The following is a 22,977-nucleotide window of genomic DNA, read 5'->3' on the forward strand; positions in this document are numbered from 1 at the left end:
CCGCCCCCGACCGGGCGGGGGCTGCGGCGTTCGCCCCGCCCGCGGCAGGCACCGCCCCGGAGCACTGTCAGCGGCGGATGGCAGCATCGGGAGCATGACGAAGACGACTGCGCCACGGTTCGACTGGCGCCCGTTCCTGCTCCGTTGGAGCGGGGAGTGGGCGGATTCCCTGCCCGACGACGAGACGCGGAGCGAGGGCGACGAAGCCGCCCGGCGGGATCGGTGGCTGGGGTTCCCGCCCGCGTCCGAGGAGCGGATCGCGGCCATGGAGGAGCGCCTCGGCCGACGGATGCCCCCGTCGTACCGGGAGTTCCTCGAAGTCAGCGACGGGTGGCGGCACGCCGGCGGGTTCATCTGGCTGCTGGCGGGGACCACGGACGTGCGTCGGCACGACAACGAGTCCGGTCTCGCGGACATGTTCGAGGAGTACCTGGACGACGATTCCGGCCCCGACGCGCGGCGGAATGCGGACATCTGGCGGCGCGGGCTCCAGCTCGACGTCGAGTCCGACCTCACGCACGTCCTCCTGGATCCCGAGGACGTGGACGAGGACGGCGAGTGGGCCGTGTACACGTGGGCGAGCTGGCTGGCCGAGGCACCCGAGCGGCACGCGAACTTCGCCGAGTTCATGCGGGCCATGTACCGGGAGTTCCACTGCCTGCACGCACGCCCGGTCGACGGGGAGCCGGAGTTCGCCAACGACACGACGCGCGAACTGGACGCCCTGATGGAGCAGGCCCGGCTGGAGGCGCTGCGCGGCCATGGGGAACGCGCCGTGCACGCGCTGGACGAGGCCAAGGAGTACGGCAGACCGCGGGCCGCCGGGCTCGGTGACCAGATACGCCGCCTGCTCGGACAGACCTACATGGTGCACTTCGAGGACCTCGTGACCGACCCGCTGTACGCGCCCGAGCTGCTGCCGGCGCTGGTCGCCGAGCACGCGGCCCACTCGTCCAGGGACGACTCCACGCTGAAGTACCACCTGCGGGGAGCCGGTGACGACGTGGTGTCGCTGGCCTACGCGACGCTGGAGCAGGTGCGCGCCGGCACGTACCGGTACACGGCGGCCGGGCCGTTCGGGGAAGCGGTCGAGCGGGCACGGGAGCTGGCGCGGTGGGGCGACACCGACGGGGCATGGCGGACGCTGCTGGACGCCCTGCCGGCATGGCAGCCGCTGGGCCCCGACCACCTGGCGCCGCTGGGGTGGGTGGCCGACCCCCTGCTGGGAACCCTGCTGACCCCGGAACGGGGCCGCGAGATGCTGTCCACCCCCAGGGGCGGGCAGACGGGCGAGGCACCGGACCCGACGGCCGGCCTCGACCCGGACGGCCTGGCGTGGCTCGCGGACCCGGACCCCGGCCACGACCTCACGTCCTACCGGTTCGTCCTGGTCGAAGACGTGGAGCCGGAGGACCTTCCCGGACGCCTCGCGGACGGTGACGAGGCGGCGCTCCGCGTTCCCATGACGTCCGCCGAAGTGCGCTGGAGACTGTTCGGCGGACAGCGGGAGTTCTCGTCCTACGACGACAAGGCCCTCATGGTGGTCGGCCGGGCCGGCACCGGGTGGAGCTTCGCCTTCGACCGTGGCCCTGCGGATTTCCACCGGCAGCGGTTCGTCTCCCCGGCAGCGGCCGCCGCCGCGGGCACCCGCTCGGTGGTGGTGTGGAGCGGTCTGCGGAACCGGCGCGGGGAACCCTTCTTCCACCTCTCCATGGCGCAGGGCGGAGCCGAGCAGTACGCCTTCACGTACGCGGACGGGGAGATCAGCCGGGCCGGGGTGATACCAGGAGCGCTGGACCCGGACCGGTTCTTCGGCTCGCGGGCGGAGGCCGCCGAGACGGAACGGTCGCTGCTGGAGGCCGTGACCGCCGAGTTCGGGGTCCGACTGCCGCGCCACGCGCTCATGAACGGGCGGCTGCACACCTTCACCACCCGCTCATGGACGCGGCCCCCGGGAGACGGGGAGGCGTACACCGTGGTCAGCATCGGGTGACATGCCGCGTGCCGGCGGGCGGGGAGCCGCGGCCTTCGTGCGGTCAGACCGTCTGCGCGCGGACGTAGGCGACCGTCGCCAGCAGGAACGGCAGGGCGAACCACCACCGGCCCATGGTCCGCCGGAACAGCGGGGTGATGGTGATCAGCAGTCCTGTGAGGCACAGCACCAGGCAGCAGCCGGTCAGGAAGCGGACGTCCTCGCGCAGCAGGTCGTCGCGGGGCCCCGGCCCGATCGACAGGGCGACGTAGCAGGTGAACACCGCGGGGATGTAGGAGAGGGCGAGCGGTATCCCGAGGACCCACTGCAGGCAGCCGCGGTCCTCGGGCAGGTCGATGTTCTCGCGCGGGAGCCTCATCCGTGCCTCATCCGTGCCTCAGCCGAGCGTCGCGCCGCGGATGAACGCGGTCAGCCCGAGGAGGAGGGGCGGGGCGAGCCACCACGGGCCCATGGCCCGGCGCACGCTCGGTATCACGGTGATGAGCAGGCCCAGCACGCTGAGGGACACGGAGACCAGGCACAGCGCGCCGACGTTCTCGTAGCCCTGGTCGTCCCACTCGCCCTGGGGCCCGGCGAACAGGGCCCCGAACACGGCGGCGGCGTTCAGCAGGTGGATGATCCCGAGCGGAACGCCCAGTACCCACCGCAGGCAGCCCTGGTCCTGGGGCAGGTCGATGCTCTCGCGGGGGTACGTCATCGCATTGCGTCCTTCGCTTGGGCGAGGTTCCCGACGAACCGGTCACCGTAGCCCTGGGCCTTGGGGAGATCCCAGTAGGGACCTCCGTTGTAGCGGGCGGCGATCTCCCGCATCTGGGCCTCCGTCATCTGATCGGCCGGGACGTCGGCGAGACCGCTCTCCGCCTTGATCTGGGCCAGGAAGCCGGCCGCTATGAAGGCATTCTGCTTGGGGTCCTGGAGCGCCTCCTCCACCAGGGTCCGCTGGTGGTCGGTGAGGTTCGCCGGGTCGTAGCCGAGCACTTCGGCACCGCGCCGGAGCTGGATGGCGATCGGCCCGTACGAGGTCTCGTCCAGCTTCCCGCCGAGCCGCCACGGCAGGTTCTCGGGGGTGACGGGGCTCAGGCCCCACGGGGCGGCGGCCTGTTCGCGGATCGTGCCGGTCACGTCGTCCAGCAGTCCGGGCTGGTATCCGCCGATCTCCTGCCAGGCCACGCCCGCGACCAGCTCCTCCGGCAGACCCGCGTTCTTGGCCGCCGCCCGCAGGACCTCCTTGTTCTGGGAGATCCAGTCCGCGTGCTGGCCGTCCGTGACCAGGGGGATCCAGTAGTTGTCGGCGGCATCGCCCGGCAGCCCGGCGACCCGCGTGCGGATGTCGCGCAGCTGCGGGGAGACCGGGGTGTCCGGCCCCACCGGGCCGGTCATGTCCTTCTTCGGGCCACTGCCCGGCAGATGGGTCAGGGGGTTGGTGCGGGCCTCCGCCGCCTCCCGGCGGATGTCGGCCATGGCCGCGTAGAGGTCGACCCCGCTCGCACCGCCCTTCAGCCTGAACTCGGGCAGCAGCTCGTACGCCTGCTTCAGCGCGTGGACGCAAGAGCTGCGCGCCTCCTGCTCGGTGGTCTTCGCCAGGTGGAAGTTGCCGCCCGCGTCGTCGTGGAGGCGGTTGGCCTCGTCGCGGATGTCGTCGACGTCCATCGTGAGCTCGGCGAGGCCGTCGAGGAATCCGGTCGTCGCCCGCATGTCCTCCCACTGGCACATCGGCTCCGCCTCCTGGGCCGTGCGGGTGACCGCGGTGCCCTTCGTGGCGATCAGGGCGGCGAGCTTGCGTTCGGAGCCCTTGCCGTTCGCGTAGTGGGACTTGGCGGTCGTCAGGGCCGCCGCGTACGCGTGCAGGGCGCTGGCGGCCTTGTCGTACCCCTCGGCGATGTGCTGCACGAGCTGCCGCGCCTCGGACAGGCGCGAGGTGTAGGTGTGGCTGTTCTCGCTGTGCCACTCCGTACCGGTCTCGGCGCGCCGGGCGGGCTCCTCGGCCTGCACGAGCAGATCGCGCAGGCGCTTGAACTCGGCGGCGTTGCGCTCGACCAGCGCCGGATTGCACTCCTCCAGGAACTGGACGTCCTTGCGATGGCTGAGCCCGCTCACTTGGCCTCCGGCTTCACGTACCGGCCCGAATCGAGGAGGCCCGCGAGGAAGGAGCGGGCGGTGCCGTCGTCCACCTGGGCGAAGTCGGTGCCGGTCGTCTTCAGGCGGGTGGCCAGGGCTGCGAACAGGCCGATCGTGTCCTTGAACTGGTCGTCGGCGAACTGGGCGAAGCGCAGGACCTGCGCCGAGACGTCGGTGTGGGCGCGCGGCGCGCGGGCCATCGTGCCGGCGTCGCCGTCGGGCCGGCCCTCGTGGAGGAGGGCGGCGATCTCGATCAGCAGGTTGGCGTTGCCGTTGATGGAGGCGGCCCCGGCCGCCAGGCTCCCGGCGGGGCTCCCCGGCGCGCTGCCGTCCGCCGGCGCGTGGTTGAGGCGCATGACGGGTGACTGCTGTGCGAGGACGGCGGCCTTGTGCTGGGCCCATTCCGCGTCGAACGACATGTATCCCCTGGATAGTTGATAACTGGACATGGCCAGAATCAGCTGGTCATGTCCATGCTAATACGGGGATTTCCGCCTGTGGAACCTCGCGGCGCCGATATGGACCGGAGACGCGGTAGGGGACCCTCCGGTTCCGCGACGGACCGCCAGGGTGGGCCTGCAGCGGCCCCTCGGCGATCAACTGGCCGGGATCGGAAGCCTGATGGAGGTACGGGAGGGGTGCCTCCACGGCGTGACGATCTTGCTCCTTGACCTTTTGGTGATCTTCATAGCAGCATGGCGTGCCGCCGACCGGGCACCCGGTCCCGTCGCCGATGGGGCGGGATTCTTCTTCGGCGCCCGCCGCGCGTGCGGCGTACGGCTACAGCAGGTGAAGCGCCACGATGACCATCCTTTCCTGTCGCGATGTGACCAAGAGATTCCGGAAGCAGTCCGTGCTGGACGGCGTCAGCCTCAGCCTGGAAGCTGGAGAGATCGTCGGCCTCCTGGGCCTCAACGGCGCCGGCAAGACCACGCTCATGCGCCTGATCACCGGGCTCGCGCTGCCCAGCTCCGGTGACATCCGCCTGTTCGGCGAGCCGCTGCCGATGCGGCCCGCGCAGCTCGCCCGGATCGGTGCCGCGCTCGACGCGCCGTCCTTCCCCCGCTGGCTCACGGGCCGTGCGGTCCTGCGCATGCTGCTCGAAAGCGCGGGACGCCCCGACGGCGGCCGGACCCGAGCGGTGCTCGAACGCGTGGGTCTCACCCACGCGGCCGACAAGCGGGTCGGGACCTACTCCCAGGGAATGCGGCAGCGGCTCGCTCTCGCCGCGGCCCTCATGAAGAAGCCGGACCTCCTCATCCTCGACGAACCCACCAACGGCCTCGACCCGGAGGGCCTGCGGATGGTGCGTCGCGTCATCGCCGAGGAATCGGCCCGCGGCGCCACCGTCCTGGTCTCCAGCCACCAACTGGACGAGATCCAGCGCACCTGCCACCGCGTGATCATGGTGGCGGACGGCCAAGTGGCTGCCGCCGGAACCCTGGACCAGCTCGGCTACGACCCCGCCCGCGGACCCGACGCCTTCGAGGACTGGTTCTTCGGACTGGTCGGTCACCGCGGCGGAGGTGCCCGATGAGACCCTTGATCCTCGGGGAATACCGCCGGCTGTGCCGCCACCCCCTGGCGATGACCCTCGCCGTCCTCTTCGCACTCGGATCCCTCTACTGCGCTCTCGGCAGCCAGAGTTCCGCTTCGGAAAGTCTCGCGAACGTCCGCCACAACATCGAGGACGTCGCCCAGGGGTGCGAGACGACCCTGAACACTCCCGCGCAGAAGGCCGCCTGCCTCAAGACCGTCCCCTACGAACTCAAGACCCTGCGGCGCTACGAGGCGTCCTTCACCGCGAACGGCCGCCGCGCGGCCAACGCGCAACACCCCGTGGCCGCTCTGACCTGGACCACGAAGCTCGCGACATCCCTCCCGGGACTGGTGCTGGCCGTCCTGGTGGCGGCGTTCTTCGTCGCGGGTGAATGGAGCCGGGGCAGCATCGTCGCCCGCCTCCTCCACGAGGCCCGGCTCGGCCGCCTGCTGACCGCCAAAGCGGTCGCGGTCTGGATGTGGATGCTCACCCTGGTGGCCGCCTCGTCGGCCGTGACGGCGACCGCCGGCATGCTCTACACCCGCTCCGCGTTCCCGCTCCCGTCTCCCGGACCGCTCGGCCGGGTCCTGGCCGAGACGGCCACCGTCCTGCTCGCGGGCGCCGCCGTCCTGGCGGGCGCCGTGGTCACCGCCGTGGCGCTCGGGGCACTCATCCGCCTGCCCCTGCGTACCGCTCTCGTGGGCATCGTGCTCCTGCTGCTCGTGCTGCAGACCTCCGCGATCCCCGGCGTGGGCGCGTGGCTGCCCGGTGGCGCTCTCTCCGACCTGGTCGGATTCGGCGGGGTCGACAGCGTGTGGGACCACCTGTGGACGTCCACCGACCCGTCGACGGCCCCCGCCCCGCTGCGTGCCGTGCCGACGCTCGTGGGCATCGCCCTGCTGTGCGCCTTCCTGCACCACCGCTCCCGGACACGGGACCTGGTGTGAGCGCGACCGTCGCGGCAAGGCGCCCGCGGTATCGGAAGGCAATCGTCTGGAAGGGCGAGTTCCGGGTCCTCCTGGTGCCTCCGGTGTACCTGACCGCCGCCCTGCTGATCGCGGCCACCGCAGCCGCGGGCGCCCTGAAATGGTGGGGCGGTGCGGCGTTCGGCGCCCAGCACCCCACGGTGGGGGCCCTCGTCGAACCCGCGTCCGCGCTGCGTGCCGCGGCCTGGCAGTCGTCCACCTTCGGCGGGCTCCTCCTCGCCACGGTGATCGTGACGATCGGAGGGGCCCAGCTCGTCGAGAGCGGAACGTGGGGGGTGCTCCGGCTGTACGAGAACCGGAGCCACGTCCTCTACGCGCGCAGGCTCTGCGCGGCCGCCGTGTTCCTCGCCGCGGTGCAGCTGGTGAACGGCCTGACCCTGTGGATCGTCATGCGGGGGATGGCGGCCCTCCGGCCGACCCCGACCCGGCCGCCGGCCGCCTTCGACACCGGTACGCCCGCCCTCGGCGTGGCCGACGCCGCCGGATCTGCCGGCTGGGCCGAGGCGCTCACCGCCACGGGCGGAGCCCTGCTGACGCAGACGCTGTACCTCTCGCTCGGGTGGTGCGCCGCGGCGCTCCTGCGCAACTCCATCGGAGCCCTGGCGCTGGGCATCGGCCCCTGGCTCGTGACCGCCCCGCTGCTGCTCCTGCCGGTCGGCCCGCTCGTCCCCCACGCGTGGATCGCCAGTCTGATGTCCCTGCCGGGCGAGGCCCAGTACCGCCTCTACTTCTGGGTCCAGGCGACACCGGAACCCTCACCGGCGGTCGCCGCGGCCCTGGTGGCCGGCTTCGCCGCGGCCGCCGCCTTCCTCGCCCAACTCCTGCTCCGCTCGGAGCGCGTGCTCCGCCCCATCGACTGACTTCCGGCTGCTCCGGCCGGGTAGCGAGGGTCCGCGACGCGGCCCGGGGCGATGTCGGGGAGAAGGTCCCCGGACCGTGTCGCGGGGGCCCGCGATCCGGCGTGCTCAGACGCATAAAGACCCAAAGAACCGGGGGAAAAGACCAACCGACCCCACCCCACCCCGGCCGACGGGGCCGCGTCGCTCGGTCGGGTGAATCGCGCCAACTGGACTGGATTTCATACGGGTTGGCTGGCATATGCTCGCTCCGACAACCGCAGATACGAGACGGCCCCCGACGGGACGGCGAATCCCGGCCGAGGGCCTGACCATCGCAGGAAGTAAGCAGCTTCCCCATGGCTCCTGAGAACCCTAGCGCGCCCTCGCGCCTCTCGCCCGCCGTTCCCTCCGCGACCCCCCGATCCGGTGTCATCCACGTCAACGTGCGGCACACCAGTCACTACACCGTGGTCGGCAACCACCTCCTCCAGCACCGGGAGCTGTCGGCGACGGCGATCGGGATCGCGGCGCACATCCAGTCGCTGCCGGAGGGGACACCGGTCGGCATCAAGGCGCTGGCCGCACGCTTCCCGGAGGGGGAGATCCGGATCGGCTCCGCCCTGCGGGAGCTGGAGCGGCACGGCTACCTGGAGCGGCGGGCCGACCAGCTGGCGAACGGGCGGGTGGTGACCCGGACGTACTCGTACAACAAGCCGGGAGCCACCTCGGCAGAGCCGCCCCCGCCTCCGCCGACGCCCCCGCCGGCCCGGGAACCCGTACCGGAGCCGACGCCCGAGCCCGCATCCGGGCCCGTACCGGAGCCGACGCCCACGCCCACGCCGGAGCCGACGCCCGAGCCCGCATCCGGGCCCGTACCGGAGCCGACGCCCACGCCGGAAGCCGTCGCTCCGGCGCCTGCCCGGCGCGTGCGCCCCGGTGCGGTCGAACTGCTCGCCGGGCTGAGGCGCTACGACCCGCGGCTCCTGCTCTCCGAGCGCGACGTACGGCAGCTCGCGCCCGACGTATCGGCCTGGCTGGAGCGCGGGGTCACCCCCGAGGTGGTCGCGCGGGCCCTGTCCGCAGACCTTCCCGAGCGGATGCGGCGCCCCGCGTCCGTACTCGCGTACCGGCTCACCGAGCTGCTCCCACCGCACCTGCCCCCGGCCCCGGCGGCCCCGGTGGTCCGGGACGCCAGACGGCCGGACCCGCTGCAGAACTGCAGCGGCTGCGACCGCGCCTTCCGCGCCCCCCGTCCCGGCCGCTGCCGGGGCTGCCCGCCGGAGGAGAGCGCGGCGGCGTGAGCGGGTCCGCCCGGCGGGGCCGTGACGGTCAGGAACCGGCGGCGCGGACCGAGCCGGTGGTCGGGCCGCCGGGGTCGCCCACGAAGCAGGTGACTTCGCGGTCGCCGAGGAGCCAGCTGGCGGCCTGCGGGTAGTAGTAGTAGATCTCCAGCTTCTCCGAGACCTTGGGGTTGTCGCCCACGTACGAGGTGAGCGCGGTGCCGCTGCACTTCTCCTCGGCGCTCTTGGTGACCTTCTCCGTGCCCGGGTACGTTCCGGCGTCCAGGTTGAAGACCGCGTACGCCTCGCCCTTGTGCGGCTGGGTGCAGGGCACGATGCTCACCGAGCGGGCGGCCTGGGTGCCGCCCTCGTCGCCGTACTGGGCCAGATCGTCCTTCGTGTTGAAGCAGTCGCCCTTGCGGATCTCGGTCAGGCCGCTGGAGGCCGGGCCTTTGGTGGCCGGGCCTTTGGTGGCCGGGGCGGTGGTGGCCGGGCCGCCGGAGAACGGGCCGGTGACCTGGCCGGTGGAGTCGCGCTTCGGGCCGTCGTCGTCCAGTGCTCCGGTGAGGCCGAGGATCACGAAGGTCCCGTAGAACACGATGACCAGGCTGTGGATGACGATCGCCGCGATGGCGAAGCCCTTGCCCTTCTCACCGCGGGACTTGATCTGCGAGAGGGCGATGATGCCGAGGATGATCGGGACCAGCGGGATCCCGCACACGATCGACATGACGAACCCGACGATGGCCAGCGTGTTGGTCTTCTGCTGCTGCTGCGGCGGGTACCAGCCCTGCGGTCCGGCGCCGTACGGCGGGGGGCCGGGCTGGCCCGGCTGTCCGTACGGTCCGGGCTGTCCGTACGGGCCGGGGGACGACGGAGGCTGCGGTGGTATGGACATGCGTGTGGAGCTCCTTGCTCAAAGGGTGAGACGCATCAAACGGTCCGGCAGTCGCAACGCACCGACGCATGCCTGCCCGTGGTCTTTACGCCGCCCCTACGCTACCTCCCGCCACCGACAGCCCAGGGGCCGCCCGCCCCTCCGTCATCCCGTCATCCCGCCCTCATGACCGGCCCGTCGGGCGGCGGCCGTCGCGCGGTGCCGGCCGGGGCGGGTTCCGTGGACGCGCTGGAAGGCCGCGCTCAGGCCGAACGCGCTGCGGTAGCCCACCTGGTGGGCGATCGCCTCCACCGTGTCCTCGGTGCGCACCAGCAGATCGGCCGCCAGGGCCAGGCGCCAGTCGGTCAGGTAGGCCATCGGCGGCCTGCCGACCAGCTCGCCGAAGCGGCGCGCGAACGTCGCCCGCGAGACCCCGGCCTCCTCGGCGAGGTCCGCCACCGTCCACGGCCGTTCGGGCCGGTCGTGGATCAGCCGCAGCGCCCGGCCCGTGACGGGGTCGCCGAGCGCCCGGTACCAGCCGGGCGGATCCGGGCCCGTGCACCACCCACAGCGGCGGGGTCCGCACGTCCCCGTCGGCGCTGTCCGCGAGGGTGAACGGCCGCGCCCCCGTCACGATGGCCACGTCGCCCTCGCCGAGCGCGACGGGCTCCTCGCCGCCGCCGGGGACGATCCAGCCCGTGCCGCGCAGCATGGTGGCCAGCGCGACCGGTGTCGGGTCGGCGATGCGGATCGACCACGGCGGGGCGAGGATGTTCCGGCTGAACAGGGCGCCGTCGGAACGTACTTCGTACAGCAGGCTCGCGAGCGCATCCATGCGGTCGAAGCCTAGCTGGACGCTCGGACATGTATCTGAGCGGGACGACCATTTTCCGTCCGGGCTCCGCCGGATTGACTGGTCGCATGACGACGACGAAGAACAACACGACGCAGAACAACACGGCGAACGGCGCGACGGCCAAGCCGATCCTGGTCCTGGGCAGCACCGGCAAGACGGGAAGTCGGGTGGCCGCGCAGCTGCGGCGGCGCGGACACGAGGTCCGGGGCGCCTCCCGGAAGGGGCCGGTCGCCTTCGACTGGACCGACGAGAACACCTGGGAGCGCACGCTGGAGGGGGCCGGCGCGGCCTATCTGGTCGACTCGCAGCTCCCCGACGCCGCCGAGTCGATGCGCTCCTTCACCAAGCTGGCCGTCGCCTCCGGTGTCGAGCGGCTGGTGCTGCTGTCCGCCCGCGACTGGGTGGTGCCGGAGGGCGAGGAGAAGCTCCCCTGCGAGCGGGCGGTCCGCGAGTCCGGCGCGCAGTGGACCATCCTCAAGCCGTCCTGGTTCTTCCAGAACTTCAGCGAGGACCCGTTCATCGGGGGTCAGGTCCAGGGCGGTGAGCTCGTGATGTCGGCCGGGGACGGCGTCGAGCCGTTCATCGATGCCGAGGACATCGCCGAGGTCGCCGTGGCCGCCCTCACCCGGGAGGGGCACGGCGGGCAGGCCTACGAGCTGTCGGGACCGCGGCTGCTGAGCCTGGACTCCGTGGTCGGCGAGATCGCCCGGGCCACCGGCCGGGTGATCACCTACCGTCCGCTCCCGGCGGACGAGTTCGCCGCCTACGCCATGGGGCAGGGCGTGCCGGAGGAGTTCGTCGGCCTGCTGAACCTGCTCTACGGCTGGATCGCCGAGGGCCGCTTCGCCACCCTCGCCGACGGTGTGCAGCGGGTGCTCGGCAGGGAACCCCGTGACTTCGCCGACTACGTGCGGGCCACCGCCGTGTCCGGGGTGTGGGGCGGCGGCAATGGCGGTGGCGGTCGCGTGGAGCGTCCGTGAAGAACGGCTCCAAGGGCTGGTCGGAGTGGGTTACCGCTACGTAAATTACCGGCGGTAACACTCGTGCCGAGCCAAGGAGTGCGCCGTGGGAGCCGAGCTGAGGCCGGTCCGGGCCGTAGAACCGGTCGAACCCGTCAAGACCGTGATCGACGGAGTGGTCCGCGAGGTACGGGTGCCCGCACTGGCGGGCCCTCCGGAGCGCGGATCCCTCGGGGACCTCCCCTTCGTCAACGCCTGGGAGGCTCCCGGGGAGGCGGTGCTCGCCCGCAAGGACCAGGACGGCGTCTGGCACGACGTCCCTGCCGCGCAGTTCGCGGCCGAGGTGCTCGCCGTGGCCAAGGGCCTGATCGCCGAAGGGCTCCGGGAGGGCGACCGGCTCGCCATCATGGCCCGTACGACCTACGAGTGGACCCTGCTCGACTTCGCCGGCTGGGCCGCGGGCCTGGTCACCGTACCGATCTACCCGACCTCCTCCGCCCTCCAGGCGCGCTGGATCATCCAGGACTCCGGGGCCGTGGCCTGCGCCGTCGAGGACACCGCGCAGGCCCGGCTCATCAGCGCCGAACGCGGCAACCTGCCCTGGCTGACCCACCTGTGGGAATTCGACACCGGCGCGGTGGCCCGGCTGGTCAAGGCCGGGGAACGCATCCCCGACGCCGTGGTCCACAACCGGCGGGCCGCCCGCACCCCGGACTCCGTCGCCACGCTCATCTACACCTCCGGCACCACCGGGCAGCCCAAGGGATGCGTGATCACCCACGCCAACTTCTTCGCCCAGGTCGACAACGCGGTGGAGCTGCTGCACCCCGTCTTCAAGTCCGTCAGCAAGGACCCCGCCTCCACCCTGCTGTTCCTGCCGCTCAGCCACGTCTTCGGGCGGATGGTCGCCGTCGGCTGCATGCGGGCCCGCGTCAAGCTCGGGCACGCGCCCAGCATTAGTACCGAGGACCTCCTCGCAGACCTCGCCGGCTTCCGGCCCACCTTCCTCCTGGCCATCCCCTACGTACTGGAGAAGGTCTACAACACCGCCCGGGCCACCGCCGAGAAGATGGGCCGGGCCTCCTCCTTCGACCGGGCGGCCCGCATCGCGCAGCGCTTCGCCGAGACCGCCGAGGCCAGGAACCCCGGGCCCGGGCTGCGCCTCGCCCGGTCCGTCTACGACCCGCTCGTCTACCGGCGCATCCGGGCCGCGCTCGGCGGCCGCGTCCGCTACGTCCTGAGCGGCGGATCACCCCTGGGCCGGCGGCTCGCCGCCTTCTACACCGGCGCCGGCATCGAGGTCTTCGAGGGCTACGGGCTGACGGAGACCACCGGCGCGAGCACCGTGACCCCGCCGCTGCGGCCCCGCCTCGGCACGGTCGGCTGGCCGCTTCCGGGCACGGCCGTACGGATCGCGGACGACGGGGAGGTGCTGTTGGGCGGCCGCCACGTCTTCGCCGGCTACTGGAACGCCGCGCACGCGGCCCCGTACGGGAGCTGGCTGGCCACCGGCGACATCGGCGAGCTCGACGCCGACGGGTACCTCACCATCACCGGCCGCAAGAAGGACCTGATCATCACCTCGGGCGGCAAGAACGTGGCCCCGGCACCGCTGGAGGACTGGCTGCGGGCCCATCCGCTGGTCGGCCAGTGCATGGTGATCGGCGACAACCGGCCGTACATCACCGCGCTGATCACCCTGGAACCCGACGGGCTGCAGCACTGGCGCCAGATGCACAAGAAGCAGAACATGCCGATGCGCGAGCTGGTCCGGGACGAGGAACTGCGGGCGGACCTCCAGCGGGCGGTGGACGAGGCGAACCAGCTGGTCTCACGGGCCGAGTCGATCCGACGCTTCGCCGTCCTGCCGGGCGATTTCACCGAGGCGCGCGGGCATCTGACCCCGTCGCTGAAGCTCAGGCGGGGCGCGATCGCCCGGGACCACGCGGACCGGATCCAGGAGCTGTACCGGGGGCCGCGGGACGCCTGAGCGGCGGGCCGCAGCGCCCCGGCCCGCGCCGGGCGGCGGGGACCGCGGAGCGGGTCTATGGTGGGCAGATGGGTCCGGGGGGCCGCCCGAGGAGGGCGCAGTGCACCGTTCCCGAGTCCGTAGGACCATAGCCGGGGGCGTGGCCGCCGGAGCGATGCTCCTGGCCTCGCTGGGGGCGGCCCCGGCGCCCACGCCCACCTCTGCGCCAGCGCCCAGTCCCACGCCCAGCCCCGCGCCCACCGGGGGCGACGACCCCCTGGCGCGATTCCACGCCCAGCACGTCCGCTGGGGCGACTGCCCCGAGAAACCCGTCCCCGCCGAGATGCGGTGCGCCGTCGTGGAGGTCCCGCTCGACTACGCGGCCCCGGGCAAGGGCACGGTCGAAGTGGCCCTGGGCCGGATCCCGGCCACCGACCCGGACCGGCGCATCGGCTCGCTCCTGATCAACTTCGGCGGCCCCGGCGCCCCGGGCCTGGCCGGCCTCGCCGCCGATCCCAAGCTCTTCGCCGACCTCGGCGAACGCTACGACCTGATCGGCTTCGACCCCCGCGGCGTGGGCCACAGCGACCCGGTCTCCTGCGGCGGCGTCCGGCAGGCCGAAGCGGACCCGAACGCCGACATGGCCGCGGCGCTGGCCACCCTGCGGGACGAGGTCAAGCGCTGCGAGGTCAACTCCGGCCCGGTCCTCGCGCACATGGGGACCGTCGACGTCGCCCGCGACCTGGACGTGACGCGCCGCGTCCTCGGGGACGAGAAGCTCAACTTCCTCGGCTTCTCCTACGGGAGCCGGCTCGGTGCCGTGTACGCCGCCCTGTTCCCGCGTGCCACCGGCCGCATGGTCCTGGACGGCGTCGACACCCTCACCGAATCGCTGACCGAGCAGGCGCTGGTATCGGCCCGCGGCCAGCAGCAGGCCCTGGACAACTTCCTGACCTGGTGCGCCCATCAGACCGACTGCGTCTACGGGACGAACACCCGTACCGCCAAGGAGAAGGTGGCCGCCCTGGTGGAGCGGCTCGACACGGAGCCGCTGGTCGGCCACGACGGCATACCGGTGAGCGGCCTGATCGCCACCCTCGCGATCGGGCAGGCCCTGTACTCGCGCAGCACGTGGCCCGCGCTCGCCAAGGCGCTGGCGCAGGCCGAGCGCGATCACGATCCGGCCGGGCTGCTGGCCCTGGTCGGCCTGACGGAGTCGCCGGAGCCGACCCCTCCGCCGGAGCCGACCGCCCCGCCGGACCCGACCGCCCCGGGGGAGGCCGACGGATCCGACCCGGTGCCCGCCGACAACCTCGCTGCCGCCCTCGCCGCCGTGACCTGCGCCGACGACCCGGACCGGTCGATCGACAAGGCCACCCCGGCCGCGCTGGAGAAGGAGATCAACGAACTGGCGGAGGAGTTCCTCCAGGTCTCGAAGGTGTTCGGGGTGGCGCAGCTGCTGTCCGTGCTCACCTGCTACGGACGGCCCCCCGGCACCGACTTCATCCGGAAGATCGACCACCCCGGGGCACCGCCGATGCTGCTGGTCGGCACCCGCGGCGACCCGGCGACGCCGTACGAGTGGACGGAGGAGACGGCCGAGAGGCTGGGCTCGGCGGTGATCGTGGACCACAAGGGCGACGGGCACACCGGCTACGGGAGCTCGCGCTGCGTGGCGCAGTACGTCGACGACTTCCTTCTGTACGGGCGGCTGCCGTCCGGGACGCGGTCCTGCCCCGCCGGAGAGTGAACCGGCCGGGCCGGACCGGCCCGCCCCGGCGGCAACCCGGCCCCTCCGTTCAGCAGTTGGCGTGCGTCGGACGCCCCGCGAAGCGGTCCGCCAGCCAGTTCCCGGCCGCCAGGGAGTGCGTGATCACGCCGCTGACGTGCTCACCGACCCACACCGTGTCGAACTCGACGTCCGCGCCCCGCGCGCACCAGTCGGAGCGCAGCCGGCGCCCCACTCCGTACGGGATCAACTCGTCGGCGAGCGCGTGGTACTGGTACACCGGCGCGGCCGGAGCCGTCCCCCCGAGCCGGCTGCGGTTCAGCGCTGCCTGCCAGTCCGGCCGGGCCAGCGGGTCGCGCGTGGTGAGGTCGGAGATCCGCTTGAAGGAGCCGGCGATCGAGTCGATCGCCACGCAGTTCTCCTTCATCCCGGCGACCAGGGCCTTGCCCGCCGGGTTGAGGTAGGAGTCCAGGTCCAGCTCCGGGAAGGCCGCGTCCTGCCCGGCGGCCGCCATGAAGATGAGCCCCGACCCGTAGGAGCCGTTGTTGAACTCGGCCACCTTCAGCAGGTCCCCGGGGACACCGCCGGTCGCCGTGCCCTTGACGTGGAGCTCAGGGGCGTACGAGCCCTGCAGCTCGGCGGCCCAGCTGCTGGCCTGGCCGCCCTGGGAGTAGCCCATGATGCCGACCGGGCCGCCGGCCGGCAGCCCCGCCTCGGGCAGCCGCTGGGCGGCGCGCGCCGCGTCGAGGACGGCGTGCCCGGCGGAGGGGCCGACGGTGTAGGTGTGGACGCCGGGGGTGCCGAGGCCCTCGTAGTCGGTGACCACCACGGCCCAGCCGCGCAGGGTGAGCTGCTGGATGAGGTTGGCCTCCATGGCGGTGCCGTGGGGGAGGTTGTTGCTCGGCGCGCAGGAGTCGCCCATCCCGACCGTGCCGACGGCGTACGTGATCAGCGGGCGCGGGCCGGGGCGGCCGTCCTGCGGGACGATGACGGTGCCCGAGACGATGTTCGGGGCCCCGTCGGCGGTGGTCGAGCGGTAGTGGATCTTCCAGGCCTTGGTGCCGGTGGGCTGGCCGGGCAGCGGGTGGAAGGCGGAGGGGGCGCTGCTGACCACATCGCCCGGGGCGGCGGCGGTGGCGTCGGCGGCTGCGGAGCTCGCGGCGCTCGCGGTGGCCGTGGGGATCGCGGCGGAGGCGGCGAGTGCGGCCAGGGCGGTCACGGTGGCGAGGGGGGTGCTTCGGAAACGCATGGGCGGCTCTCCCAGGGGGATCGTTCCGTGCGGGGGTAGGTGAGGCGAAGGTAGTGACCGACCGGTAGGAAGGTCGCTGACCGTGCAGCTCAGCTTTCCTGACCCGGCCTCACACGCCCGGTCGCCACGGGCTCCGGACGCGGGCCCGACGCGATCCGGTAGGCCCCCGGCGTCGTACCCGTCCAGCGGCGGAAGGCGCGGTGGAAGGCCGTGTCCTCCGAGAACCCCAGCCGCGCCGCGAGCTCCGCGATCGGCTCGGCGCTCTCCGCCAGGCCCGCGATCGCCGCATCCCGCCGCACATGGTCCTTCAGCTGCTGGAAGGACGTCCCCTCCTGCTGGAGCCGGCGCCGCAGCGTCGCCGGGGACACCGCGAGGCCCGCCGCTACCTCGCCGAGCGCGGGCAGCCGCGGTGACGTGCGCAGCCGCTGCGTCAGGGTGCGGCGGACCTGCTCGGCGACCGTGGTCCCGTACTCCGGGCGCGACAGCAGATCGAAGGGGGCGCGGCGGAGCATCGCGTCGAGCGCGCCCTCGTCCCGCACGAGCGGAGCGGTCAGCCAGCGCGCGTCGAAGGCCGCGCCCGTACGGTCCTGCCCGAAGTGCACCGGACAGCCGAAGAGCATCTCGTACTCCTCCCGGTGCGGCGGCGGGGGATAGCGGAAGGCGGCGTGCGCGAGCGGGATGCGCCGCCCCACCAGCCAGCTGCTCAGCCGGTGCCAGATCGCGAGCACGCACTCGGTGAGGAACCGGTCCTCGTCCCGGGCGAAGTCGTTGCGGACGGTGAACCGGGCCTGTGCGCCCACGACTTCGAGCGCCAGCTCCGGCCCGCCGGGGAAGAGCCCGTAGAAGGCGGCGGCGCGCTCCATGGCCCCGCCCAGATCGTGGCAGCCGAGCGAGGCGTGACACATCATCGCGAAGGTGCCGGGGCGGCTCGGGACCTGGCTCAGGGTGAGGAACTCGTCCTGCGTGGTCCGGTACAGCGCCCGGAAGAGCCGGGCGAACTGGGCGGGCGTGACGCGCGCCCGGTCGTCGCCCAGCAGCAGTGGCGGGATCTGCGCCTCCTGCAGCAGCGGCACGGTGTCGAAGCCGCTGCGGCGGGCCCCCGCCAGCAGGGCACGTACGTGGTGCACGGTGACCGTCCGCCTCGCCATGGATCCGACGGTAGCCCGGATGGGCTCCGGATGGACCCCGGATGAGCGCTCGGGTCAGCGGGGGTGACGCTTCCGGTCATGCCGCGGCGGCGGTCCGGCTGCCTAGCGTCGGAGGGGTCGGAGGTCACCAACCCGCGGGAGGGCATGCGATGGACGGTCGGCCGAGCACGCTGGCGGTGTTCACCCAGTGGACCGGGGAACGGTACGGGCCCCGGCCCGCCCTGCGGTTCCGGTCACCTGAGGGCGGATGGCACACCCGCACGTACGCGGAACTCGGCGCGGAGGTACGGGCCGTGGGCTGCGCCCTGCTCGGCCTGGGCGTGGCCCCCGGAGAGCGGGTCGCCGTATTGGCGCAGACCCGGCCCCGGTGGACGTACACGCACCTCGGCCTGCTGGCGGCGGGCGCGGTCCTCGTACCGGTATACCCGACGGCGGGGGAGGAGGAGCTCGCCTGGGTCCTGGCGGACTCGGAGGCGGTGGTCGTGGTCTGCGACGACGGGCCGCAGGCGGCCCGCGTCGAGGAGCTGCGGCCGAAACTGCCCGCGCTGCGGGCGGTGGTGCTGATGGACGAACTGCCGGCCCTGCCCGGTGCGGCGGAGGCCGAACTGCTCGCCCGGGCCGCGGCCGTGCCCCCCGCAGCGGACGCGTCGATCGTCTACACCTCGGGCACGACCGGCCCGCCGAAGGGCTGCCGCCTCACCCACGGGAACCTGGGCGCGATCCAGGACGCCACCCTCCCGCTGATCAAGGGCGGCCCGGGCGACTCGACGTACCTGTACCTCCCGCTCGCGCACATGCTGGCCCAGCTGATCCAGTACACGACCCTCACCGAGGGCGGAGAGCTGTGCTACTTCGGCGGCCGGATCGAGAACGTGCTCGCGGAGCTGACCGAGGCCGCCCCGACCCATCTGCCGTCCGTACCGCGGCTGTTCGAGAAGCTGCACTCGGTGGTGCTCTCGCTCGCGGAGTCGCAGGAGGGCGGCCGGGAACGCTTCGAGGCGGCCGTACGGGTGGGCGTGCTCGCGGCGGACGGACGGCTGCCGGAGGAACTCCGGGCGCAGCACGAGGCGGCCGAGAAGTCGCTGTACTCGCCGGTCCGGGCCGCCTTCGGCGGCCGGCTCCGGTGGGCCCTCACCGGCGGCGCCCCGATCGCCGCGGCGACGCTGGACTTCCTGCGGGCCTGCGGGATATCCGTGTACGAGGGGTACGGGATGACGGAGTCGGGCGGCGTCATCTCCATCAACCACCCGGAGGCGGTGCGCCACGGGACGGTGGGCCGCCCGATAGCGGGCTGCGAGGTGCGGATCGCGGAAGACGGCGAGGTGCTGGCGCGCGGGGCGATGGTCTTCCCGGGCTACCACGCGAACGAGGCCGCGACCGCCGAGGCGCTGGACCCCGAGGGCTGGCTCCACACGGGTGACCTGGGCGAACTGGACGAGGACGGCTACCTCCGCATCACCGGTCGCAAGAAGGAGCTGATCATCACCTCCGCCGGGAAGAACATCACCCCCACGGAGGTCGAATTCGCCGTCCAGCGCTCCCGCTACGTCTCCCGCGCGGTCCTGATCGGAGACCGCCGCCCGTACGCGGTCGCCCTGATCACCCTGGACGCGGAGGAGATCACGGCCTGGGCGGCACGCGAAACCCTCGACCTGGGCCCCACCCCCACCACGCACCCGGCGGTCCACGCCCTCGTCGAGGCGGCGGTCACGGAGGCCAACGCCACGGTCTCCCGCCCGTCCCGCATCCGCGCCTTCCACATCCTCCCGGAGGACTTCACCCCCCAGGCGGGCACCCTGACGCCGTCCCTGAAACTCCGCCGGGGCGTGGTGGCGGAACGGTACGCGCGGGAGATCGCGGGGCTGTACGGGGAATGAGGCGGGGGCGGGGGCGGGGGCGGAGGCGGGGGCTTCGGTAGTCGGGAGCCACTCGATCGGAATCAGGGATGCGTATGGGGGTTTCCCGTCAGTCTCATCGTCTCTCCGTGTCGGGCCGGTCCCTCAAGGGCGCTCCTCCTTCGTCGTCGCGTCGCTGCGCGATGGCCTTCGGCCACCCTTGACCGACCGACCCGCCCCGGACATACGAAGACTGCCGGGAAACCCCCAGAGGAACGGGCCGGGCGATCCAGGAGCAGGACGGGCACATCAGAGACCTTCGGGCGGGTCGGGCGTGAGGGGCGAGCAGGAGGCGGGGCCCATAGGAACGGCCTGCCGGGACGGGGGAGCGCGTCCAATCGCTACGCGCTCCTCATCTCTCAGCGTCTCCACCCCGTCCTGGGCTGGACATAGGCCGCCCACACCCCGCAAGCGCTCCTCATGGGAGGCGTCTGCCGGCTGTCCGTGGCGGAGAAGCGCGAAACTGCGGCTATTTCGTCGTGGATGCGGGGCAGGGCACGTGGGTGGGCAGAAAAGTCGACCGTTTGCCCCAATTATCCCTGTTTCGGCATGGACTTGTGGGGTGATGCTCGCGTTGACCCGGCTCCACGACGGAATAGCGAGCATTCAGCCCCTGACGGCCGTCGGTCGCGGTCGTGGAGAAGCGCGTAGCGATCTGAGGCGGCCTCTGCCCAGCCCAGGACGGTCGTCGGGCGCCAAGACGTCAGGAGCACGTAGCGATTGGACGCGCTTCCCCCGACACGGCAGCCGGCTGCCATGGGCCCCGTCTCTCGGTCGTGCCGGCCGGGATCTCCTCGCGCGTCTCTGACCGCCCCGTCCTGATCCTTGAGTGCCCGGCCCGTTCCTTTGGGGGTTTCCCGGCAGTCTTCGTATGTCCGGGGCGGGACGGTCGGTCAAGGGTGGCCGAAGGCCATCGCGCAGCGACGCGACGACGAAGGAGGAGCGCCCTTGAGGGACCGGCCCGACACGGAGAGACGATGAGACTGACGGGAAACCCCCATACGCATCCCTGATTCCGGTCGGGCAGCTCCCGCCCCCCGAAGCCCACGCCCCGCCCGGCGCGGTGGTGTTCCACGTCAGATCGGCCTCGCCCAGGGTCTGGGGCGTCATGTGACTTGGGTCACAGCATCGGCGGTTCCCGGGGCGCCGTACCCGGCCGTGACGGATTCCGTGGCCGCCTCCGGTCTCGGACCCGGTCGGCGGGAGGTGGTAGAAAAGGGCTGTCATCGGGGTGATTCGGGCGTGGGGTTCGGGCGTCTGTCCAATCGGCCATGAGACCCGGGTGAAGCCGAGACGAATGGTGCGTCACATCTCCCGGAGGGACGGCGAGTCGGCGGCGAATACCTGATAGACAGTGGATATTCACGGCTCGACCAGCCACATGCAATTGACGGCTCCTTGGGGGGATCGCCGCACTGTGAAGCCGCTTCACCGCCACCTCGTCAACACCTCGCGCAAGGTCCTGTGCACGGCCGCGCTCGCGGCCAGCCTGACCACCGCCGCGGTCGTGACCAGTCCGTCGACCGCCGACGCGGGAGAGTCCGAGCCCACGCCGGACAGTCCGCAGGCCGCCGACCGCGGTGACGCCCGGCTGGATCTGCCTGACATCGTCGCCGACCCGCCGCCCACCGGGGTGGGCGCGCCGGAGGCGGCCAGCGGGATACCCGCGACCGCCCTCGACGCCTATCACCGTGCCGAGTTGTCGGTGGGTGCCGCCCTCCCGGGCTGCAAGCTGCCCTGGCAGCTGCTCGCGGGCATCGGCCGGGTGGAGTCCGTCCACGCCTCGGGCTACGGGCTCAAGGCGGACGGCTACACCGAGAAGCCCATCCGCGGCCCCCGCCTCGACGGCAACGGCTTCGCCGAGATCCGCGACACGGACAAGGGTGAGTGGGACGCGGACGCGGTCTACGACCGGGCCGTCGGCCCGATGCAGTTCATCCCGTCCACATGGCGCACCTGGGGTGCCGACGGCAACGGCGACTCCAAGCGCGACCCGAACAACATCTACGACGCGGCCCTGGGCGCGGGTCTCTACCTGTGCGCGGGCGACCGCGACCTGTCGAACGCGGCCAAGCTCGACCAGGCGATCCTCAGCTACAACAACTCCCGCGAGTACGTGAACACCGTGCTCGGCTACATGCGCCAGTACCAGGCCGGTGGCGTCGGCGAGGTGCCGAACCCGCCGGTCGGGGACTACCCCACGCAGCCGCCGGGCACCCTGCCCACCCCGCGCGTGCCGGTCACGCCGTCGAATCCGGTGACGCCCACGCCGACACCGAAGCCGACCCCCGCCCCCACCCCCACCCCCAAGCCGACCCCCACCCCGACTCCGACGCCGGAGCAGCCGAAGCCGGCCACCCCGCGCCTGGCGGAGCTGACGGTCCTCGGCGGTCCCGGCCTCAGGGCCGAGGCCGGTGCGGCCTTCGCGGAGATCCCGCAGGTCAAGGTGCTCCTCAGCGACGGCAAGCCCGCCGTCAACCAGGAGGTGGTCTTCGCGGTCGAAGCAGACACCACCGGAGGCACCCTCTTCGGGACGGCGGACTCCCTGGTGGTCAAGGCGGGCGCCGACGGCATCGCCGCCGCGCCCGGGCTGAAGGCGGGTCCCAAGGCCGGCACCTTCACGCTGCGGGCCTCGGCCTACGACCCGCATGGCCGGTTCACCGTGAAATTCGAGGGCAAGGTCACGGTGACGGTCGCGGACCGGCTGGCCCGTGCGGGTGATGCGAAGCCGCTGGAGGCGGTCGCCGGCAAGAGCTTCACCGGGGTGGAGGTCTTCGCTACCGCCGCCGGGAAGGCCGTCGCCGGTACCGAGGCCGTGGCCGAACTGGTCGTGAAGGACGCGGACGGCAAGTGGGTCCCGGCGGACCCGGAGACCGCGAAGGGCCCGTTCTTCAAGGACGAGTCCGGCAAGCCGGTCCTGGGCCGGCTGCTGGCCAGGACGGGCGCCGACGGCAAGATCGTCCTGCCGGAGCTGTTCACCACGGACGTGGCCCCGGGCACCTACTTCGTGCGCCTGACGACCAAGGAGAAGGTGACCCTGGTCCTGGAGCTCAAGGTCACGGCTCCGGCCACGACCCCGACCCCGGACCCGGCCCCGGTTCCCGCGAAGGAGCCGGCCCGCCCCTGAGACCGTACGCCAGTGGCCCCCGGCACCGTTCCCATGGTGCCGGGGGCCACTGGCATTGCTCCCCCGCCCCGCCCAGGGGGAGGGGGGAAAGGCAGGAGCCCTGCCGGATCTGCTCGCGCAGAGGGGACAGGGCTCCTTGGGTACTGCTTTTCCAACCCGCGATTTAGGTTGGCCCAGGCGACTAGGCCGGGGTGACGTTCTCCGCCTGCGGGCCCTTCGGACCCTGCGTGACGTCGAAGTTCACCGTCTGGTTCTCCTCGAGGGAGCGGAAGCCAGAGGCGTTGATCGCGGAGTAGTGGACGAAGACATCCGGGCCGCCGCCGTCCTGGGCGATGAAGCCGAAGCCCTTTTCAGCGTTGAACCACTTCACGGTTCCGGTAGCCATGAGCCCTCCTATGGGCCAAAGGGTCGC

General features: G+C 72.5%; 18 protein-coding genes and 1 pseudogene. 10 read left to right on the top strand and 9 right to left on the bottom strand.

Translation table 11 applies throughout. The annotated features are described in order from the left end of the window. Nucleotides 1–94 precede the first annotated feature (94 nt). Complete coding sequence (locus ACZ573_RS00350) at nt 95–1,993, top strand: SMI1/KNR4 family protein (RefSeq protein ID WP_471297351.1); 1,899 nt, start codon at nt 95–97, stop codon at nt 1,991–1,993. 43 nt (nt 1,994–2,036) lie between these two features. On the opposite strand, the gene ACZ573_RS00355 is transcribed toward ACZ573_RS00350, so the two are convergent. From ACZ573_RS00355 to ACZ573_RS00370, 4 genes are read right to left on the bottom strand one after another with little or no spacing between them, the layout of a single operon-like run. Then, on the bottom strand, nt 2,037–2,351 hold the full coding sequence (locus ACZ573_RS00355; protein ID WP_471297353.1) for a hypothetical protein: 315 nt from the start codon (nt 2,349–2,351) through the stop codon (nt 2,037–2,039). A gap of 18 nt (nt 2,352–2,369) precedes the next feature. Beyond that, the gene (locus tag ACZ573_RS00360) at nt 2,370–2,690 is read right to left on the bottom strand and encodes a hypothetical protein (protein ID WP_471297355.1); all 321 of its coding nucleotides are present in this window, start codon (nt 2,688–2,690) and stop codon (nt 2,370–2,372) included. After that, nucleotides 2,687–4,090 (bottom strand): hypothetical protein, encoded by a 1,404-nt coding sequence (locus ACZ573_RS00365; protein WP_471297357.1) that lies wholly within the window; start codon nt 4,088–4,090, stop codon nt 2,687–2,689. Before ACZ573_RS00365 ends, ACZ573_RS00360 begins: the two co-directional genes overlap by 4 nt. Beyond that, nucleotides 4,087–4,530: a hypothetical protein gene (locus tag ACZ573_RS00370; RefSeq protein WP_471297359.1), complete on the bottom strand. Its 444-nt coding sequence runs from the start codon at nt 4,528–4,530 to the stop codon at nt 4,087–4,089. The genes ACZ573_RS00365 and ACZ573_RS00370 overlap by 4 nt, the downstream gene beginning before the upstream one ends. Nucleotides 4,531–4,937: 407 nt before the next feature. On the opposite strand from ACZ573_RS00370, the gene ACZ573_RS00375 reads away from it, so the two are divergent. The 4 genes from ACZ573_RS00375 (at nt 4,938) to ACZ573_RS00390 (ending at nt 8,777) form a co-directional block, all read left to right on the top strand. Then, nucleotides 4,938–5,648, top strand: coding sequence for an ABC transporter ATP-binding protein (locus tag ACZ573_RS00375; RefSeq protein WP_471297361.1), 711 nt, complete (start codon nt 4,938–4,940; stop codon nt 5,646–5,648). Continuing rightward, nucleotides 5,645–6,598, top strand: coding sequence for a hypothetical protein (locus ACZ573_RS00380; RefSeq protein ID WP_471297363.1), 954 nt, complete (start codon nt 5,645–5,647; stop codon nt 6,596–6,598). Before ACZ573_RS00375 ends, ACZ573_RS00380 begins: the two co-directional genes overlap by 4 nt. Before the next feature lie 83 nt (nt 6,599–6,681). Further along, on the top strand, nt 6,682–7,497 hold the full coding sequence (locus ACZ573_RS00385) for a hypothetical protein (RefSeq protein WP_471297365.1): 816 nt from the start codon (nt 6,682–6,684) through the stop codon (nt 7,495–7,497). A gap of 422 nt (nt 7,498–7,919) precedes the next feature. Beyond that, entirely contained in the window at nt 7,920–8,777 is an 858-nt protein-coding gene (locus ACZ573_RS00390; RefSeq protein WP_471297367.1) for a helix-turn-helix domain-containing protein, read from the top strand. Between the two features lie 28 nt (nt 8,778–8,805). Here ACZ573_RS00390 and ACZ573_RS00395 read toward each other — a convergent pair whose 3' ends face one another. Further along, nucleotides 8,806–9,654: a DUF4190 domain-containing protein gene (locus ACZ573_RS00395; protein WP_471297368.1), complete on the bottom strand. Its 849-nt coding sequence runs from the start codon at nt 9,652–9,654 to the stop codon at nt 8,806–8,808. Between the two features lie 144 nt (nt 9,655–9,798). Further along, nucleotides 9,799–10,468: pseudogene (locus ACZ573_RS00400) on the bottom strand (AraC family transcriptional regulator). 86 nt (nt 10,469–10,554) lie between these two features. On the opposite strand from ACZ573_RS00400, the gene ACZ573_RS00405 reads away from it, so the two are divergent. The 3 genes from ACZ573_RS00405 to ACZ573_RS00415 all read left to right on the top strand — a co-directional run bounded on the left by ACZ573_RS00405 (nt 10,555) and on the right by ACZ573_RS00415 (nt 15,167). Then, nucleotides 10,555–11,469 carry an NAD(P)H-binding protein gene (locus ACZ573_RS00405; protein ID WP_471297370.1) on the top strand — a complete coding sequence of 305 codons (915 nt, stop codon included), beginning with the start codon at nt 10,555–10,557 and terminating at the stop codon, nt 11,467–11,469. 97 nt (nt 11,470–11,566) lie between these two features. Beyond that, nucleotides 11,567–13,438, top strand: a complete 1,872-nt coding sequence (locus ACZ573_RS00410) for an AMP-dependent synthetase/ligase (RefSeq protein ID WP_471298978.1) — start codon at nt 11,567–11,569, stop codon at nt 13,436–13,438. Nucleotides 13,439–13,538: 100 nt separating this feature from the next. After that, a complete protein-coding gene (locus tag ACZ573_RS00415) occupies nt 13,539–15,167 on the top strand; it encodes an alpha/beta hydrolase (protein WP_471297372.1) in 1,629 nt (542 codons plus the stop codon). 49 nt (nt 15,168–15,216) lie between these two features. Here ACZ573_RS00415 and ACZ573_RS00420 read toward each other — a convergent pair whose 3' ends face one another. Together ACZ573_RS00420 and ACZ573_RS00425 are read right to left on the bottom strand one after the other, a co-directional pair. Then, nucleotides 15,217–16,395 carry a lipase family protein gene (locus ACZ573_RS00420; protein WP_471297373.1) on the bottom strand — a complete coding sequence of 393 codons (1,179 nt, stop codon included), beginning with the start codon at nt 16,393–16,395 and terminating at the stop codon, nt 15,217–15,219. A gap of 89 nt (nt 16,396–16,484) precedes the next feature. Continuing rightward, the gene (locus tag ACZ573_RS00425; RefSeq protein ID WP_471297375.1) at nt 16,485–17,543 is read right to left on the bottom strand and encodes an AraC family transcriptional regulator; all 1,059 of its coding nucleotides are present in this window, start codon (nt 17,541–17,543) and stop codon (nt 16,485–16,487) included. Nucleotides 17,544–17,692: 149 nt separating this feature from the next. Here ACZ573_RS00425 and ACZ573_RS00430 point away from each other — a divergent pair, with 149 nt between their 5' ends. Together ACZ573_RS00430 and ACZ573_RS00435 are read left to right on the top strand one after the other, a co-directional pair. Then, complete coding sequence (locus ACZ573_RS00430; RefSeq protein ID WP_471297377.1) at nt 17,693–19,420, top strand: AMP-dependent synthetase/ligase; 1,728 nt, start codon at nt 17,693–17,695, stop codon at nt 19,418–19,420. A gap of 1,435 nt (nt 19,421–20,855) precedes the next feature. After that, entirely contained in the window at nt 20,856–22,565 is a 1,710-nt protein-coding gene (locus tag ACZ573_RS00435) for a lytic transglycosylase domain-containing protein (RefSeq protein ID WP_471297379.1), read from the top strand. Nucleotides 22,566–22,746: 181 nt separating this feature from the next. On the opposite strand, the gene ACZ573_RS00440 is transcribed toward ACZ573_RS00435, so the two are convergent. Next, the gene (locus ACZ573_RS00440) at nt 22,747–22,950 is read right to left on the bottom strand and encodes a cold-shock protein (protein WP_030012116.1); all 204 of its coding nucleotides are present in this window, start codon (nt 22,948–22,950) and stop codon (nt 22,747–22,749) included. Between the last annotated feature and the right edge of the window lie 27 nt (nt 22,951–22,977).

The organism is Streptomyces sp. NPDC040545 (genome assembly GCF_055595065.1).